Genomic DNA, 15,637 nt, shown 5'->3' on the forward strand with positions numbered 1-15,637 from the left:
TGCCCGCACCAAGGATGGCGGCGCAGCGAGGGGGCGCCTTATCGGCCTCGCCCTCGTTGGCGGGTGAGCGATGGACAGGCGAAGGGGGGAGCGCCTATCCCGCTGACGCGGTGCCCGTGCCAAGGATGGCAGCCCAGCGAGGGGGCGCCTTATCGGCCTCGCCCTTGTTGGCGGGTGAGCGATGGGCAGGCGAAGAGGGAGGCGCCTATCCCGTAGACGCAGCTACGTTGGCGCAATGGCCAGCCGTGTCACGAGCTGGCGCAATGTCGGCTTCTCCTCCGCTGGCGTTGGCGCGGGCTGGTTATCTTGCTGACGACGCCACGTTGGCGCGATGGTCGGACGCTGCGTTTTGGGGGGGGCAATCTACATCACCGTTGTTTTCAGAACATCCAGAAAGAGAGCCGTATGGCGGGGGCTGCGCAGAAAGAGATACAGCTGGCGTGTATCAGACCCCAAGGAAACTTACACCTCGGGAGTTTTATTCTGCCTTAGGGGCAAAATCACTTAAGGAGTCGGGTCGGAAATTACCCGGTTCAGTGGGCGCTGTCTCCATGGGCTTATCAAGGGGACATCCAGATTCCATCCTGCGTCAACAGTGGCTGCCAGTTTGTGATGCCGGATTGGCCCTGCTTTGGCCCTTGTTACCAGGTTTATTTCGGCATTTGGGTTTATTGGAGGACAAGCACTTTATTGATCATGATGCGCAGCGCTTGGCTGCCGGTTGTCTCGATTGGTTGGTGAGTGAAGAGAATAAAGTGGGTGAGGCTTACTCGATCAGTAGTTGGTTATGCGGGATCGGCGGAATGGAGAGATCTGACTTTGTTCCACCGGATGACGCACTCCAACAAAAATTACAGTCTTGGCTGATAGGTCTATTGAGACAATTGCCGGCAACGTGGCAAAAAATGTCTATTGGAGATATTCGTCAGTGGTTCCTGGCGCGTCCTGGATGGTGTGGACGAGGGACAGATGACATGACAATCTATGTTAAACCAGATCTCTTGGACTTCTTATTGCAAGAGTGGCCATGGCCAACAGACATTGTTGTTCTACCCTGGTTAGTTAATCCTATTTACCTTCACTGGACTGAACAATTACCGTAAGGTTTTTCTATATTTCGCATTGTTGAGAGGCTTTTTATGAGTAATTCAAAAGTGGCAAATTTTTATTTGCCACTAAAGGATGAGAAGAGCGAACATTATCGTCATTTGCTCTTTGCATTGGAACAGATAGATCTTCGCCTTCAGTACTATACTGATTTAAATAGAGAGCGATTGGAACGTCATATACTGGATGATTTTCTTCTTGAGACTAAGGAAATTGATGATTACTTGAATATCCCACGTGGTGCTCCTCATTGGATGCGGAAAAAGAGCCAGGCTTTGCCGCCACCTTATATTAATGTCGAGCCTGGAGGGTTGTTATCAAATTTGGCTGAGCAATTCGAACTGACGCAATTCGAAATCGATGTTCTTTTGCTTGGGATGTTGACATTTATTGATAGTCGTTATTGTTCTCTTTTCTCGGCACTTCAGCGAAGTGGTCAGAAAACACAAGCATCATTTGAGTTGGCAATAGAGTTGCTAGGCAGTGATAACATTGAGTGTGAAGAGTTCAGACTTGGTTTGCTGCCTCAGTCTCCTCTGATCAAATATGGTCTTATTACTGTTGATAAATCCTCTGATAAAAAAAATTACAGTTGGAATCAGAGCCTATTTCAGACATCAATGGGGGTGTGTCAGTACTTAACTGGTAATAGATATTTCTCCCCATCATTGACGGCGTGTAGTCAGTGGTATCCTCCAGTGAAAAATGAAGGGTTATCTAATTCTGAGATTGTACAGAATGCCTTGATGGTTCAGGAAAAAAAATCTGATAATGATCTTCACCCTATGCTAATTTTGGAGTCTGGATCGGATTTAGGGATTGTCGGTTCTATCAGAAGTGCGGCGCTTAAATATCAACGTGCGGTAATTTCATTGAATATGTCCCTGTTGCCAAAAAATGATAAGGAGGTGATGGAAATTTTGACCGAAGCATGCCGTGAAGCACGCATGCGAGACGCTATTCTCGTCCTTCAACTGCAAGAGAATCGTGATGACAATGAAGATAAGTCGCCAAGTCATGTACCTAAAAATTGGATGGATATGTTACATCAAGCTAATCTTCGAGTTGTTCTACTTTGTGCGTGTCAGGGGCAATTTATAGAACATTCCAATATGCCAAAAATTATATTAGACGTCCCAGGGTTATCACAGAACGAGAAAGCGTCACTGTTAACTCAACATTTAACCAAGCACAATTGTACCGAACTGGATGTGACAGTATTTAGTCGTCGATTTTCATTTAATTGTGAAACTTTGCCAATTATCTTGCAAGAGGCCGACAGTTATCGTCAATTGAGAGATCCCTTTGATGAACTGAGAGAATGTGATCTTAATAAAGCGTTTGGTGTTCATGCTCGCAAAGACTTTGGTAATTTGGCGCAAAGGAAAGAACCGCGCAGAACGCTTGATGATCTTGTTGTTCCAGAGGAAGTGAAGGAGCAGCTCATGGAGATTTTGGTTGCTGCAAAACATAGAAATAATGTATTGGAACAAGGATTTGCCACTAAGGTTGGTTATGGTACGGGTATAAGTGCATTATTTTGTGGTGACTCCGGCACGGGAAAAACAATGGCCGCGGAGGTGATCGCTGGCCAGCTTGGAGTTGATTTAATAAAGGTTGATCTCTCAACTGTTGTCAACAAATATATTGGTGAAACAGAGAAGAATATTGCCAGAATATTTGATCTGGCACAGTCAGATGCGGGGGTTCTTTTTTTTGATGAAGCTGACGCTCTTTTCGGTAAGCGTACGGCAGTGTCTGATTCAAAGGATCGGCATGCCAATATTGGTGTCGCTTATCTTCTGCAGAGACTTGAGAGTCATACTGGATTAGTTATATTGGCAACCAATAACCGTAATCATCTGGATGACGCATTTAGTCGTCGTTTCACATTCATTACCAGTTTTAAGTTCCCTGATGCTAAACAGCGTGAGGAATTATGGCATAAAATATGGCCAGTAAGCTTTGAAGTATCTCCGGAAGTTAACTTTTCACAACTTTCTAAAAGAGCCGAATTGACGGGCGCAAATATTAGAAACGTCGCGATATTATCAGCGTGGTTAGCCCGTGAAGAACAATCAAAGTGTATTCTTGAGCGCCATATCCATCTGGCTATACGACGAGAGTTGGCAAAGGTGGGCCGTTTACCTATCTAAATTAAATTATTAAGGTTACATATGACTGTAAAAATTGTCTCGAACGACACTGTTTTTATTGTTAATGAGGCGATGCTTAACGCCTTATCAGATTATGTTGATGATGGTGTTGAAATTCGTTTTGACTTGCCCGATCCGGGTAGTCCTCCGATTACGCCGACAGTTAGCGTGTTTTTATACGATATGCATGAGGACCTGCAATTAAAGGTCTCTGAGTCCCGAGCATATAGTTCAGGACGTTTATTACCTGGACGAGTAAATATATGTTGTAATTATTTGATCATGTTTTGGGATAAACCGGCTACAGAGGGTAATCTTAACGGTGGGCCGCGTAATCAATCGTTGATGGTTATGAATCAGGTGCTAAATTCATTGATTAATAATCGTCAACTGAAGGAACTCCCGGGAGCATTTACTCGGGTATTGCCTCCTCCGGAGGGACTACATAGCTTCGGCTCATTCTGGCAAGCATTAGGAAATAGACCAAGATTAGTCTTGAACTACGCTGTCACCGTGCCGATTGCACAAACAGATAATAATGAACTCATCCACGCTGTTTATACCACTCAGGCTGGTGTTGAGCGAAAATCAGATAGCTGATGTAAGGCTAATATGTTTTTTATGGGTGGATCTGGCAATGAGGTATGGAGGGTAATGTACCAAATAAAACGAAATTATATAAACATACAAGAGGGAAGTACAAATCAAGAATTTTCTGCCGCGCAGCGCTATAAAAAAATAACAACGCTGCCACCTCGAAAAATGATTATTGGGGGGGGGGTATTAACGCCAGGTGCATGCTTTGGTCTATCTTTGTCATGGTTGAAAAGTGTTGCTGTTTCTGGTTGCAGTGAATCACTCCCTCGCTCTAACAATCATCATGGCGTCAATGATGGGCTTCTGACGCAATATCTATATACTTATGGATTCAATTCTTCAAATTACTATGATGAATTGTGTGTGGCAGGTCATTGTGATGAGTCTATACAGCGAGAAGTTGTGCAGGATGCTCATCGTGAGGCTGTGCTGGAGGCGGGGTTTGATGATGAGAAGTATGAAGGTGTAGCGCCATTGACTGGCCACCTTGAGTGGATGGGGTGGCGAGTTCTACATTCTGAGCAATTATTTCCATTTCATATTTTAATGAAGTTGGATGCGTTGGATTGGATGTCATTGCATTTATTTCTTGTCTCGCTTCCTGATCATATTGGAGCGATCGCAATTTACGATGAACTGTTATCTTTTTACGATCCAAATATCGGTATTTTGACCTATTCAAAAGATGAGGCAATTGGAAATATGAGGTTGATGTCGACATTGAACTCCTTCATTGGTGAATATGCTGTTGGCAAGTTAAAAATAACATATCTTAACTACTGATATTTATGTTGAATATCCGTGGTGCCAAAAATAAATCGGTTTTCTAAGATGGTTTTAAAATATTTCTAGCATTCTGATAATGAATTCGTGGCTGAACAATGAGGGCTGAACGTGAAAATATCTAAACATGGTATTGAGGTAATGCATTTCTTTGAAGATTGTAAATTGATGTCATATCCAGATCCTGGTAGCTGTGATGGTCATCCTTGGACCATTGGCTGGGGTCATACAGGTCCTGAGGTGCGCGAGGGCGTAATTTGGACACAGGAAAAGGCAGATGAAGTTTTTCTGGATGATATCAAACGATTCGAGGCTGGAGTCATAGCAATGATAAATGTTCCACTGGCTCAAGGACACTTTGATGCTCTTGTTAGCCTAGCCTATAACATTGGGTTAGGGAATCTGAAAAAATCAACGCTATTAAAAAAGTTAAATGCCTCTGATTATAATGGCGCTTCATTGGAATTTTCTCGTTGGAATAAAAATGGTAATAAAGTAATGCGTGGGTTAGTCCGTCGTCGAGCAGCAGAAGAGTGTTTGTTTAATGGGGCGTCAGCTGAGATAGCTATATCACTAGGTATCCAAGCCGCATAGTGTATGAATATATTAATTTATGTAGTGTTAGGGATTCAGCATGGATGAGTGGTCTTTTATTTTACTAAAAAATATTGAAAACAACTGGGGGCTGATCGGGTTGGCTATAACAGCAGCACTTGCACAAACTGCAAGTTCAGAGAAGCCATCACTGTATGCCTTTTTCATTAGTATGCCAATGTGCTTTTTTGTTGTATGGATGACGTGGCTGGCTGTGGCACATCTCGCTTTGGGTGAGCAGTTGCAAATATTTTGGTCTGGTGTGGCGGCCTTTAGTGCTCCATGGATTTTGCGAGGAGTTAATGTGATCTTGCATCAATTCATTGAGAGTCCAATTGATTTCTTGCTTAAGTTAAAAGAACTCTTGAAAAAGAGGTTGTAATACAGTCTTTATGTGAAACCTTTTGCAGAGAGGAACTATATGGGGCGTATTTTTAATATCGTAAGGCACATTCTTCCATTTGGATGTGTTATTTTTATATTGATTCTATTTCAGCAAAAAAAAACTCAAACTGCCGAAATAAATAATCTCAAGGCTGTTGTTTTGCAGCAAAGTCAATTGTTGGAGTTTCAGGCGAAAAATATTGTAAAGCTTCATGAAATGGGAGAGTTTAATGCAGAATTACTTGCTAAAGTGCAGAACTTTACTGGTATCTATGAAGAGGAGCGTGAGCGTCTCCGACATGAAATAAAAGAGGGGATAGCCCATGAAGAATGTCGTGACATCAAGTTACCTGATCATATTGCTAAGCGGATGCGTGAGTTCGCAACAGGAAAACTTGATAACTAAGGAAATTGTATATATTACACCGCCGCGTAGTCTCCTGACTTCATGCTCAGTTCCTATATTGGAACTAAAGACATGGGGAGGTATTTTAGAAGATGACTTGCCTGCGCTTATTACCGCACTGCATTCGTGTAATGCCAGGATGGAAGCGTTGAGAGAGTGGTCATCTCATAATACAAATCGTTAATAAAGCAATGTAATCATTACTTATGCTCTTTCTGTATATGTTTATTTCTAGATTGGTATAAATTGTGTTTGGCCTTTGAAATCTATTGACGACTAAGTACCGTTACTATGACAATAAAGTCGGCCATCATTGTTCATGATTATGTCAGATGGTTTTTCTTGTTTATATACATTCCACCAAACTGGGAGTTTCTTTATGAAGAAAATTATTTTTATGCTTCCGCTTATCTCAATGTCAGTGTTTGCCTCAGAACCTTCTTTATACTCTAATGAAGCATGTGCCCCTGCAATGAAAAGCATTTATAGCACCGGTTACGATTATGGTTCTACCAAGTTTCTTGGCGTGGCGGTAAAGGGCATTAAGGTCGATATGAATACCTGTATTGAGCAGGATGTCTGCAAGTTCATTGTAAAAAGACAAAGTGCGAATAGCTGGAGTGGTGTATTGATTGCTAACAGTGCCAAGACGACGGTCAATGGTCAATCATTGACTTACGATGCTGGGAAACCAATCATTTATTATGCATATACCAATGGAAGTATTGCTGGGAAAGATTTCCCAGGCCAGTGTTTCATTAAAAACCTAAGCACCGTAGGCTTTAATCAAGGCATGTTCGGTGATAATGAGGAAGTTATGATGGAAAATACAGGATTGTCTGCTACAGAAATTGAGGCTATGGGCTTTCAGTTTAAGTAAGATATCATTCTAAATAGATAGCTAGTTATCGTGTGACACCGGCTTCAGACCGGTGTCTTGTTTACGCTACTTGAGTGCGCACTTCCTTCGGTATCAATTTCAGTCCCTTTTTGAACATGCTGTACGGCGCCTGTCCCTCCATCATCTTGCCCTAATGTGCCGCTGGGTGTTGTAGTGTTCCAGGTAGCTGTCTGTCTGCATCTGCTCTACCGACTCATGCCTGGTCGTTCTCCCCTTGATACGGAAGTGTTCATCCTGCAAGGTTCGATGCAGACGTTTGATAAAGTCGTTGCTCTGCGGCCTGCACACCTTGGTTGTCCGGTGCTCAATCACCTCCAGTTGCAGGAACAGCTCGTAGGGATGATGGTCTGGGCGCCCACAGCACTCGCGCCCGTTGTCCGACAGGATGCTATAAACCCGTGTCTCATGAGCTTCGAAGAACGGCAGCACCGTTTCATTGAGCACATAAACCGAGGTCACCGGCAGCTTGCTGGTGTAGAGCTGCCCCCCAAGCGTGGCGACTGTAGCAGTCCAGCAAGGTTTGGATATACCTTGCTAACCCCCTTGAGTGTGCCGACAAGACGGTGTCGACCGCCACCAGTTCTCCGATGTAGTGAACCTCTATCTGACGTTCTCGTAACTGAAGCGCTCTAACAGGCAAATTTGCTCATTATTAAGCTCAATCGTGTGGACTGATCCCGCCTCAGTAGACGATCCAGCCCTATGACCGGGCGGCCCACTCCCTTTTGTGAGCAACTGCCAGGTGAACATCATCTTTATACGCCCTTGTTGGTAACAAAACGGACTATACATGCTATGCTTAAATGCAGCGTCAGAGAGATGAATTTTATGTATAAATGGTTTATTATTTTGTTTTGCATCGCAGTGACAAGTGAAGCTAGCCAACTTAAGTTGACAGTTGAGTCTTCTTTAGCTCCTGCAATTAAACCATTTTTTGATATCTGGTTTCAGGATGCAGGCGTATCATATGTATTTGAGCCCTGTAGTGCAGCCCGTTGTATCAAATTACTTGAAACTGACATCACTGTTAATGGTGATGCTGCTAGGCGGTTTGAATTTGAGAAAAAAATAACTAGATTAACTCCCGTTGGGCGTTCTTATGCTGGGGTTAGTGTGTATGCCATGAGTTTGAATTTCAGAAAATGGCCACCCAGCTCAATGGATATTGTTGCATGTGTTAGAGGAATATATTCATGTGAGAAAAAAGTGAATCAAAAAAATATAATCTGGACTAACACGGTAAAACAGGCTGAAAAGATGTTACTTAGACATAGGGTAGAGTGGGTTGTAATGGCAATTCCCTCTTTTTATCCCCCTCCTACTGGGAGTTGGATTTATATCGATACGGTTGGTGGTTTTTTGTTCATAGATGTGCGAATGACAGATGAAATAATGAGGCTTGAGCAGTCTCAGAACCGTCTTATTAAAAGTGGCACATGGCAGGATATGCAAAGAAAATTTCTGAGGTATGTGCATTTAAATATTGATGTGAAGCGCTGACATATTCTGGGGGTTTATTTTAAGGTTAGATTACTTTATTGCTCTATTATTGGCGTTGTTGCCCAAGTCGATGCAGCTTAATGGAACTAACTGAGCATTCGGTGATCTGATCACCACCATCCTCTTCAAGTCTGCATTATGGGCACTCCATCACCAATTGGCATCAATGCAACAAGTCTCTGATTAACCGTGGTTCACTCACCTTCTGGGTTGATGCAGGCGCCATGGATAACTGGTTTCACCACGACCATCATGGGCGGCGGGGCCGTTGCCAGCTCTACACTGACCAGACCATCTGTACCTTCCTGATGCTCAAGGGGATTTTCAACCCCACTCTGCGAGCAACACAGGGACTACTCGACTCCCTGTTAGAGTTGATAAATGTACCGCTGTGCGCACCAAACTACAGCTGTGTCAGCAAGCGCGCTCACACGGTGAAAGTGGCCTATCGACAGCCCGCCAAGATGCGCATCACTGACCTGGTCATCGACTCGACTGGCCTGAATGTATTTGGCAAAGGCGAGTGGAAGGTCAGAAAACACGGCGCTGAGAAGCTGCGAGTCTGGCGCAAGTTGCATCTGGTAGACCCGGTGACCCACGATATCGTGGCGGCGGAAGTCTCGCTGGAAAACGTCCATGACGCCGAGGTGTTGCCCACCTTGCTCAACCCACTGCGGCGCAAGCTGGGACGTGTTTATGCGGATGGCGCCTACGACAGCAAAGCCAGCCATCAGCTTATCTCGCGCAAAGGGGCGACAGCCAGTATCCCGCCTCGCAAAAGCGCGGGGTTATGGAAAAAGGGGCCCCAAGAAATGAGGGGGTGCTGGTGATGCGCAAGGAAGGACTGGCGCACTGGAAGAAGATATCGGGATATCACCGTCGCTCGCTGGCAGAGACGGCGATGTATCGGTTCAAGCAGTTGCTGCTTGATTGTTGATTTGGGAAACAACGCCGTGGAGCGTAAAAGCCGACTTTATCTGGTCCAATAAGTTCCCAACAAGACGGCCGCCCTGGTGGCTGGCGCTATTATCAGCATGCTGGCCCCTATAAGACGCATGTTCATACGATGACTGCGGACAATGGTAGTGAGTTTGCCAAACATGAGCGGGGAGCGGCAGCGCTGTAGGCGCAGGTGTACTTTGCCCACCCGATTGTTCATGGGAGCGGGGGCAAAATGAGAACGGCAATAGCCTGCTGCGGCAATACGTTTCCAAGGGGAGCGATTTGAGTTTGGTGACAGTGGAGGTACTATTAGAGTTTGAGAGACAGATTAACTTGAGACCGCGAAAGTGTCTTGGATTTAGACAGCCTCAGGTGGTTTTTGATGAGTTAATGAAAGCCACCTGATTTTTAAGCTGGCATTGCACTTCTGAGTTGAATCCACCCTTTGCCTTTGACCATGATCTCGCATCTCGATAACTGTGCGTAAGATCAGTATAGTTCGTGGTGACTGCTAATCATGGGTAATCAGGCAATTCAATGAAGTTATCTAGTGAGCTTTTTATAAAAAAAACCATAAAGGGACTCTCCTTAGTGCTTATTGACGAGCGGGTGATATAGGGTTTGCTTATTACTTCTGCCCATCTGGTCGCCAAGAAGTTACTTATTACACTGTAAATGAAGAGGGTATTATGCCTGTTTACGCGTTGGTAAAAAAAACTAGAGCTATTACTACTGGTCCACAAGGTGAAGAAAAGAATGCAAGGGTGTCTAGGGTAGAGACATTGCCACCCAAAATAAATAAATCTAGAGATGCAATAATTAAAAATTTCCGATGTGGTGATTTGATGTATGGGACATCTGCCGGGAGAGATTTGAATTATTTAAAAAAGCTGGAGGATTATCACAAGTCTAATGTTGTTAATAGCCCTGCTGGTGAGAGTAATGAATGGGCTAGGAAAGGCCATAGAAATACTCGCTCCATGATAATTAATAGCTATAGCGACCCAGTGAGAAGTGCGTTAAGTAATTCATTTGATAGATTGAAAAAGCATGGAGGAGAATTTAGATTGTCGAGCATATCTAACGCTATATCAATGGCAAAGATAGGGAGGCCAAAGAAGTACGGATTTGATTTTGATGGTTATCAAAAGATTGCATCAGAACATGAAAGACTGAAAATTTCATCTAAGCATGTCGATGAATGGTTGTGGTGGAAACGTGGAAGTAAAAGTGGACTTGAAATGGTGGCCCAACAATCATCAGTCTCAGAGAGGAAAATTCATTTCATTTTAGATGGAATGAACATCCCTGGTGTTATTAATAAAGATGAGTGCTTGTTCGGTAGCACGATAACAGCTTCAGAACTTAGATATATATATAGACACTGGGATAGACTGCAAGATCGTGTTATATTTTATAGAGACGGAAAGGTGGTCGATTCACCATGGCAAGATGCTGCATTCTCTCCTCTTTGGGATACATATCTTCCTAAAAGGGTAATGCCCTCATCAGTTGAAATGGTACCTTTCGATAAGGAAGGTGTGATCAAGTAGAACGCACCATCAGGTAGGGTTTTTATGTTTGCAACATTTAAGACGATTCCAGAACAGTATAATCATGATGCTCTGGTTGATGACGATGTTTTTTTACCTGACCTTGATCAGGAGATGTCTAGTAACTATTTTTTAGAGCGAATCTTGCCAAAACGAAGTCCAGAAAAAGAGGGGGGGATAGATAGCAGAGTAGGCAAGTACTTTATTCACCCACGTCATATGGACGCCTTTACACGTGTATCTTTGGAGTATGATGCAGCTATTAGCATACGAGAGAGTGGCGAGGATACATTAAATGCGTTAGGGGCCGGGGCCGCCGCGAAAGGACATAATATTCTTGAGAAAACCATCAAGAGACGTTCTCTTCAAAATATCTATCAATCACCACAAATTGTTGATGATATTTTGGTTAGCGCTGAAAAATGTGGCTTTTTGGGGCGTGTTGGTCGTTGGAGTTCTAGTGGGCCAAATGGTATTTACGCTCGTAATAATGTCTCTGATGACGATAAGGAATATGAAGTGGACATTAATGCTCCGATTAATCATGAGTTGGTGAATACGTGGATTAAACGAAAAATTATTACGCCATACACTGGCGATTATGACCTGCATGATATAATTTTATTTAAAGATGGGAGGGGGAGAGTTCCTGATGCCGGCGGAAAAGATGAGAGTGCTATTATTAATAGAATAAACAGGCTTGTTTCTGAAGTCGATCCAGCGAGACCCTATGAAAATAAATCCATGAATGTAGTGCGTCATGGGCCACAAGTAAATTTTGTGCCATACATGTGGAAGTATGAATTTGAGAAAGTAAAAAAAGATAAAGGTTATTTAGGTGTTGTGGCAAAACCGGGGCCGTTTCCTATAGCGATGGTATATCGAGGTCAGTGGAGTATATTTGAAAATAAGCAGGATTTATTTGATTTTTATAAGAAAAAAAATGCGCCATTGCCAATACATTGGGCTGAAGACCTTGTTGACTGCGGTGGTGGTATTGTTCTCACACATGAACACCAGGGACTTCTGAAGGAATGTGATAGTTGAAAAATATAAATTTATATGGCGTTGGTGAATATAATGCCTATGCGTTGACCTGTTGATGGCGTTAATGGGATGGTCGCGCCTCCCCAAAACGGCAGCTTAGTGCCAAAGTGGCGAATATACGTTCCCACTGATGAAAGAGGCGACCACCATGAAGGCTACGACTATAGGCCTCGATCTGGCAAAACATCTCCTCCAATTACATGGCGTTGATCAACATGGCAAGACGGTCCTCAAGCGCCAGCTGAAGAGGGGCGTTGTTGCCCAAATCAGCCATTAGGCCACAACTTCCCCAGCCCCAAACGATAGCTACACTTGGGTCTCTCTAACCGGCAGACCAAGGGCATTCAGCTTGTTCATCGCACACACGTAGGCCATGATCTCTCCCACTTGTCCGTTGTAGTTACGTAGACTGATTTTTCCCGTCATCAATTGTTTGAACCTATACATCGCCGTCTCGGCCAATGAGCGCCGATGATACCCGGACTGCTGCTTCCAGTGAGTCAGCCCCTCCTTGCGCATCACCAGAACAGCTTCATTGCGTGGATGCCCCTTTTCCCATAAACCGGCATTCTTGCGCGGCGGAATACAGGCCTTGGCTCCTTTGCGCTTTATCAGTTCATGGCAGGCCTTGGTGTCATATGCGCCATCGGCATACACGGTCCCAAGTGCTCGGCGTAGCGGATTGAACAGGGTCGGCAACACCTCGGCATCATGAACATTTTCCAACGAGGCCTCGGCTGCCACGATGTCGTGGGTCGCCGGGTCCACCGCCTGCTGCAAGTTGCTGATCTTTGTGTTTGGACTTGCCCATCTGATGCTCTCGAAGACTGCTCTACAGGATCAGAGCACCGAGATGACAGATAGTTCCCCGATTTGAGTAAAAAGGCCCATCTATTATCAGGTTTTCTCGGTGCTGACCACTTCGTTCAAATTTCATTATCTAAATAAATTTAACCATTAGGACCGTATTATGCCTGATGTCTGTGCGTTGAATAAATCAAAAGTATGCTCAAAGGAAACCGAGAGCAATGACGATAGTGCTGTGCTTCAACAGGATTGCCAGAGAGGTGCTGTTAGCTCATTAGCTGATGAGAGGAGCGGGCCATCGGCCGGCCGCGACAATGGCAGCTTATTCTCTTTTCTTCATGAGGCACACCTGCAGGAAGCGCGGGAATTCCGGCGTAAGGGGTTTAACAGCCAGATACCCGAGGTTGACCCGGAGCTACTGACCAAACTGCGTGCAGCTCTGGACGATGCCAGGATGCACCTGTCCCTGCGGACAAGCGTTGACGGGCCACTGGATTCACGGTGGCTTCTTCAGCAGATAACACAAATAGAGCGGCTCACTGGTCACCTTTCAGACGACAGCATACAGCGCTGGGTTAAGTATGAAGTACCGCTTAAACACCGTGACGACGCAGAGGGTGAGGATAAACTGGGGAGCCGGCGTCAGGCCCAGTCGCTGGCAAGACGGCTGGAGTCAACCTTGCAGACACTGCTTCGTGTTGTTCATACCCTGCGTGCGATTGATGAACGCAGCACACCGGAAAAACGGGAGGCGCTCCTCGTCGCAGAACTGGTCAGTGCGTTTTCTGCCTGTGATGAAATATCGGTCAGACAGGCTCAACAAAACATGACCTCAGAGCCTGCTTGGGCTTCTCTTGTGAGAGCCAGGGACGCGGCATGGGAGACTGATAAGGCAGAAGTCATCAGTGCAATGAATGAGACCACGCGGCACGAAGCGAAAAAAGCCAATAAAAAAGCCCGTGCACTGCGGGGTGATTCTGCCTCTCAGGCTTTTTTTAGTGTTGTTGCAACCTATTTCCAATCGCTATCTGGTGACTTGACCAAGGCGTTGGGAGCCATGAGCCAGAGCACTACCTCCCCGGTCATGGAGTGTGTGAATGGTGATACGGTGGTCTCCTCGTTGTCGCACTCTGATTCTCTCCCGCAGCGATTCATGGTGGGTGTGGAGAAGAAAAAATTACAAGTACCCATTGTGTTGGCTGGATGGGAAGGGAGGCTGCACCAGCTTGCCCGGGTCATGCGGCATGGTCATTCCACCGATACGCCATCAAGAGATACCGAGCGTCTTATTACCGATTCCGTCATCAGAAGCATTTTATGGCAGTGGCAGCAGCTGGCAATCCAGCTCCAGTACGCCAGCGGTGCAATATGGTCAAAAGTGAAAGAGTTAAAACACATTGAAGGGTTGTTCTCATCCGACGCGGTGACGTATGACGAGGGAAGCCAGCAAGAGGGCCTGGATACGCCGGTCAGCCATTCGGGTGACGATGAGCTGGATACACAGGTCAGACAATGGGTGGATAGCCGCATTGAACAGACAAAACCAGAAAACCAGCAGTCAGAAAAGCTGGCGGTACTGAATAAGCTTCTGGACGGTGATATCGGTCATGCTCGTGCAGTGGCTGGACGGTTTAGGGCAAAAGCGGATGATATGCGGAGTCTGCTCACGAAACAGCGTTTTGCGGTCCTGAAGATGATGATGCGGCACACCAGGCTGGACCCTTCCCTGCGGGCAGTGGATGACCTGTTGCCGGATGTGGCCAGGGAGCTTACCGCGAGCCTTGCCGCACTGGAAAACGCCTGCCTGGCAGCCACCCTGCGCGATTTTGCAGAAGCTGAAAAGCAGGCTGAATCTGCGCAATTACGGGCGACAAAGGTCAAAGAGAGACTGTCGGCTGCGTCTGCACGGCTTACCGAAAGGCCGCTGAATGAACATTCCCGTGGCTCGCGTTTGGCCAAGCATTGGGCGGCCCTTGCGAAAGAACAGAGCGAGAGTAATTCTCCACCGCCTGATACCGAAAAGGTGTGGTCTTCTCTGAAAAAACAGGGGCTATTGGAAGGTGTGCTTTCAACCGGAGACCCTAAAGGATATCTCTTTGCCACCCGACTTGCCGGTGAGCTTGAAAATGCCCATCATGATGAGTTGAGATTGCCGATGAGCCCGGAACAATATACCGCCTTGGAAAAGGGGCTTGTGGAGTATATTGTGAAGTGGGGACAAAACAGGGTCTCACGAGGGGTTGCGCGTATTATTATTGAGCTGTCTTTCGAGCAGGGCCTGGATGCGGTATCGTTCAGTGTGTCCAGTCTATTCCGAATACCCTTTAAGGTCCTGAAGGCGTCGATAAAAGTACCGTATAATGTAAATAAGGTTAATAACTATACCATGCCAGGTCATGATAAGCCCTATAAGGCTATTTATGGCATGCTGGAAAAAAAGCTCAAGCAACTTGGGTTTAATATGGTGACTGCGCCGGTACCTGGGATGATAAAACTGGCCGCCGGTGAAGCAATAACCGCTGGTGCTGCGTTATATAACGTACATGTCAGGCATAGAGAGAAGACATTCAGTGCGGTTTATAGCCGTGTAACGGGAAATGAAAAAAGTAAAAAAATAAAGATATCCCCTGTGAGAGGGATGGCTTTTGATTCAGTGATTGATAGCGCAACATCAGCAGCTTTTACGGGGGCGTACAGAGCTTGGAAATCAGGAGGGCGTGAAGAGGATATTATCCACGGGCCATTATTACCAGTTAGGGAACATAATGATGTCATCGATGAGACGCAATGGGGGTGGATGGAGGCAGTAGAGGAAGATGCGGCAGAACATGAGAGCGATAGCGAGTCGGTGAATGATGCG

Annotated in this window: 12 protein-coding genes and 5 pseudogenes; 15 read left to right on the forward strand and 2 right to left on the reverse strand. The window is 45.5% G+C overall.

Annotation, left to right across the window (positions count from 1 at the left end; translation table 11 throughout):
• Positions 1-440 precede the first annotated feature (440 nt).
• The 8 genes from NOM67_RS11655 (at position 441) to NOM67_RS11690 (ending at position 6,907) form a co-directional block, all read left to right on the forward strand.
• The gene (locus tag NOM67_RS11655) at positions 441-1,103 is read left to right on the forward strand and encodes a contractile injection system tape measure protein (protein ID WP_255937187.1); all 663 of its coding nucleotides are present in this window, start codon (positions 441-443) and stop codon (positions 1,101-1,103) included.
• Between the two features lie 36 nt (positions 1,104-1,139).
• Positions 1,140-3,263, forward strand: a complete 2,124-nt coding sequence (locus NOM67_RS11660) for an ATP-binding protein (RefSeq protein ID WP_255937188.1) — start codon at positions 1,140-1,142, stop codon at positions 3,261-3,263.
• A 21-nt stretch (positions 3,264-3,284) separates the two neighbouring features.
• The gene (locus tag NOM67_RS11665; RefSeq protein WP_255937189.1) at positions 3,285-3,863 is read left to right on the forward strand and encodes a Pvc16 family protein; all 579 of its coding nucleotides are present in this window, start codon (positions 3,285-3,287) and stop codon (positions 3,861-3,863) included.
• 54 nt (positions 3,864-3,917) lie between these two features.
• Positions 3,918-4,643, forward strand: coding sequence for a hypothetical protein (locus NOM67_RS11670; protein ID WP_255937190.1), 726 nt, complete (start codon positions 3,918-3,920; stop codon positions 4,641-4,643).
• A 111-nt stretch (positions 4,644-4,754) separates the two neighbouring features.
• Complete coding sequence (locus NOM67_RS11675) at positions 4,755-5,237, forward strand: lysozyme (RefSeq protein ID WP_255937191.1); 483 nt, start codon at positions 4,755-4,757, stop codon at positions 5,235-5,237.
• A gap of 40 nt (positions 5,238-5,277) precedes the next feature.
• Entirely contained in the window at positions 5,278-5,619 is a 342-nt protein-coding gene (locus tag NOM67_RS11680; RefSeq protein WP_255937192.1) for a hypothetical protein, read from the forward strand.
• A gap of 39 nt (positions 5,620-5,658) precedes the next feature.
• On the forward strand, positions 5,659-6,027 hold the full coding sequence (locus NOM67_RS11685) for a hypothetical protein (RefSeq protein WP_255937193.1): 369 nt from the start codon (positions 5,659-5,661) through the stop codon (positions 6,025-6,027).
• Positions 6,028-6,406: 379 nt separating this feature from the next.
• Complete coding sequence (locus NOM67_RS11690) at positions 6,407-6,907, forward strand: hypothetical protein (RefSeq protein ID WP_255937194.1); 501 nt, start codon at positions 6,407-6,409, stop codon at positions 6,905-6,907.
• Between the two features lie 61 nt (positions 6,908-6,968).
• On the opposite strand, the pseudogene NOM67_RS11695 reads toward NOM67_RS11690, so the two are convergent.
• Positions 6,969-7,594, reverse strand: a pseudogene (locus NOM67_RS11695) (IS481 family transposase); the annotation flags it as partial.
• 162 nt (positions 7,595-7,756) lie between these two features.
• Here NOM67_RS11695 and NOM67_RS11700 point away from each other — a divergent pair.
• The 6 genes and pseudogenes from NOM67_RS11700 to NOM67_RS11725 form a co-directional block, all read left to right on the forward strand.
• On the forward strand, positions 7,757-8,428 hold the full coding sequence (locus NOM67_RS11700; RefSeq protein ID WP_255937196.1) for a hypothetical protein: 672 nt from the start codon (positions 7,757-7,759) through the stop codon (positions 8,426-8,428).
• Between the two features lie 131 nt (positions 8,429-8,559).
• Positions 8,560-9,353, forward strand: a pseudogene (locus NOM67_RS11705) (IS5 family transposase); the annotation flags it as partial.
• Positions 9,354-9,381: 28 nt separating this feature from the next.
• Positions 9,382-9,775, forward strand: a pseudogene (locus tag NOM67_RS11710) (IS30 family transposase); the annotation flags it as partial.
• A gap of 284 nt (positions 9,776-10,059) precedes the next feature.
• Positions 10,060-10,923: a hypothetical protein gene (locus NOM67_RS11715; RefSeq protein WP_255937198.1), complete on the forward strand. Its 864-nt coding sequence runs from the start codon at positions 10,060-10,062 to the stop codon at positions 10,921-10,923.
• A gap of 24 nt (positions 10,924-10,947) precedes the next feature.
• A complete protein-coding gene (locus tag NOM67_RS11720; protein WP_255937200.1) occupies positions 10,948-11,970 on the forward strand; it encodes a hypothetical protein in 1,023 nt (340 codons plus the stop codon).
• A 148-nt stretch (positions 11,971-12,118) separates the two neighbouring features.
• Positions 12,119-12,229, forward strand: a pseudogene (locus tag NOM67_RS11725) (IS110 family transposase); the annotation flags it as partial.
• A gap of 47 nt (positions 12,230-12,276) precedes the next feature.
• Here NOM67_RS11725 and NOM67_RS11730 read toward each other — a convergent pair.
• Positions 12,277-12,750: pseudogene (locus NOM67_RS11730) on the reverse strand (IS5-like element ISAs15 family transposase); the annotation flags it as partial.
• Between the two features lie 190 nt (positions 12,751-12,940).
• Here NOM67_RS11730 and NOM67_RS11735 point away from each other — a divergent pair.
• Positions 12,941-15,637: hypothetical protein (locus NOM67_RS11735; RefSeq protein ID WP_255937203.1), on the forward strand; the 2,697-nt coding region annotated here is incomplete at its 3' end.

Origin of the sequence: Aeromonas sp. SG16 (assembly GCF_024436135.1) — a bacterium.
GTDB classification, from domain to species: domain Bacteria; phylum Pseudomonadota; class Gammaproteobacteria; order Enterobacterales; family Aeromonadaceae; genus Aeromonas; species Aeromonas jandaei.

Excerpts from the sequence above, each read along its gene's own strand:
- NOM67_RS11660 (WP_255937188.1), top strand. The coding sequence starts at position 1,140 with ATGAGTAATTCAAAAGTGGCAAATTTTTATTTGCCACTAAAGGATGAG.
- NOM67_RS11665 (WP_255937189.1), top strand. The coding sequence starts at position 3,285 with ATGACTGTAAAAATTGTCTCGAACGACACTGTTTTTATTGTTAATGAG.
- NOM67_RS11670 (WP_255937190.1), top strand. The coding sequence starts at position 3,918 with ATGTACCAAATAAAACGAAATTATATAAACATACAAGAGGGAAGTACA.
- NOM67_RS11680 (WP_255937192.1), top strand. The coding sequence starts at position 5,278 with ATGGATGAGTGGTCTTTTATTTTACTAAAAAATATTGAAAACAACTGG.
- NOM67_RS11685 (WP_255937193.1), top strand. The coding sequence starts at position 5,659 with ATGGGGCGTATTTTTAATATCGTAAGGCACATTCTTCCATTTGGATGT.
- NOM67_RS11690 (WP_255937194.1), top strand. The coding sequence starts at position 6,407 with ATGAAGAAAATTATTTTTATGCTTCCGCTTATCTCAATGTCAGTGTTT.
- NOM67_RS11700 (WP_255937196.1), top strand. The coding sequence starts at position 7,757 with ATGTATAAATGGTTTATTATTTTGTTTTGCATCGCAGTGACAAGTGAA.
- NOM67_RS11715 (WP_255937198.1), top strand. The coding sequence starts at position 10,060 with ATGCCTGTTTACGCGTTGGTAAAAAAAACTAGAGCTATTACTACTGGT.
- NOM67_RS11720 (WP_255937200.1), top strand. The coding sequence starts at position 10,948 with ATGTTTGCAACATTTAAGACGATTCCAGAACAGTATAATCATGATGCT.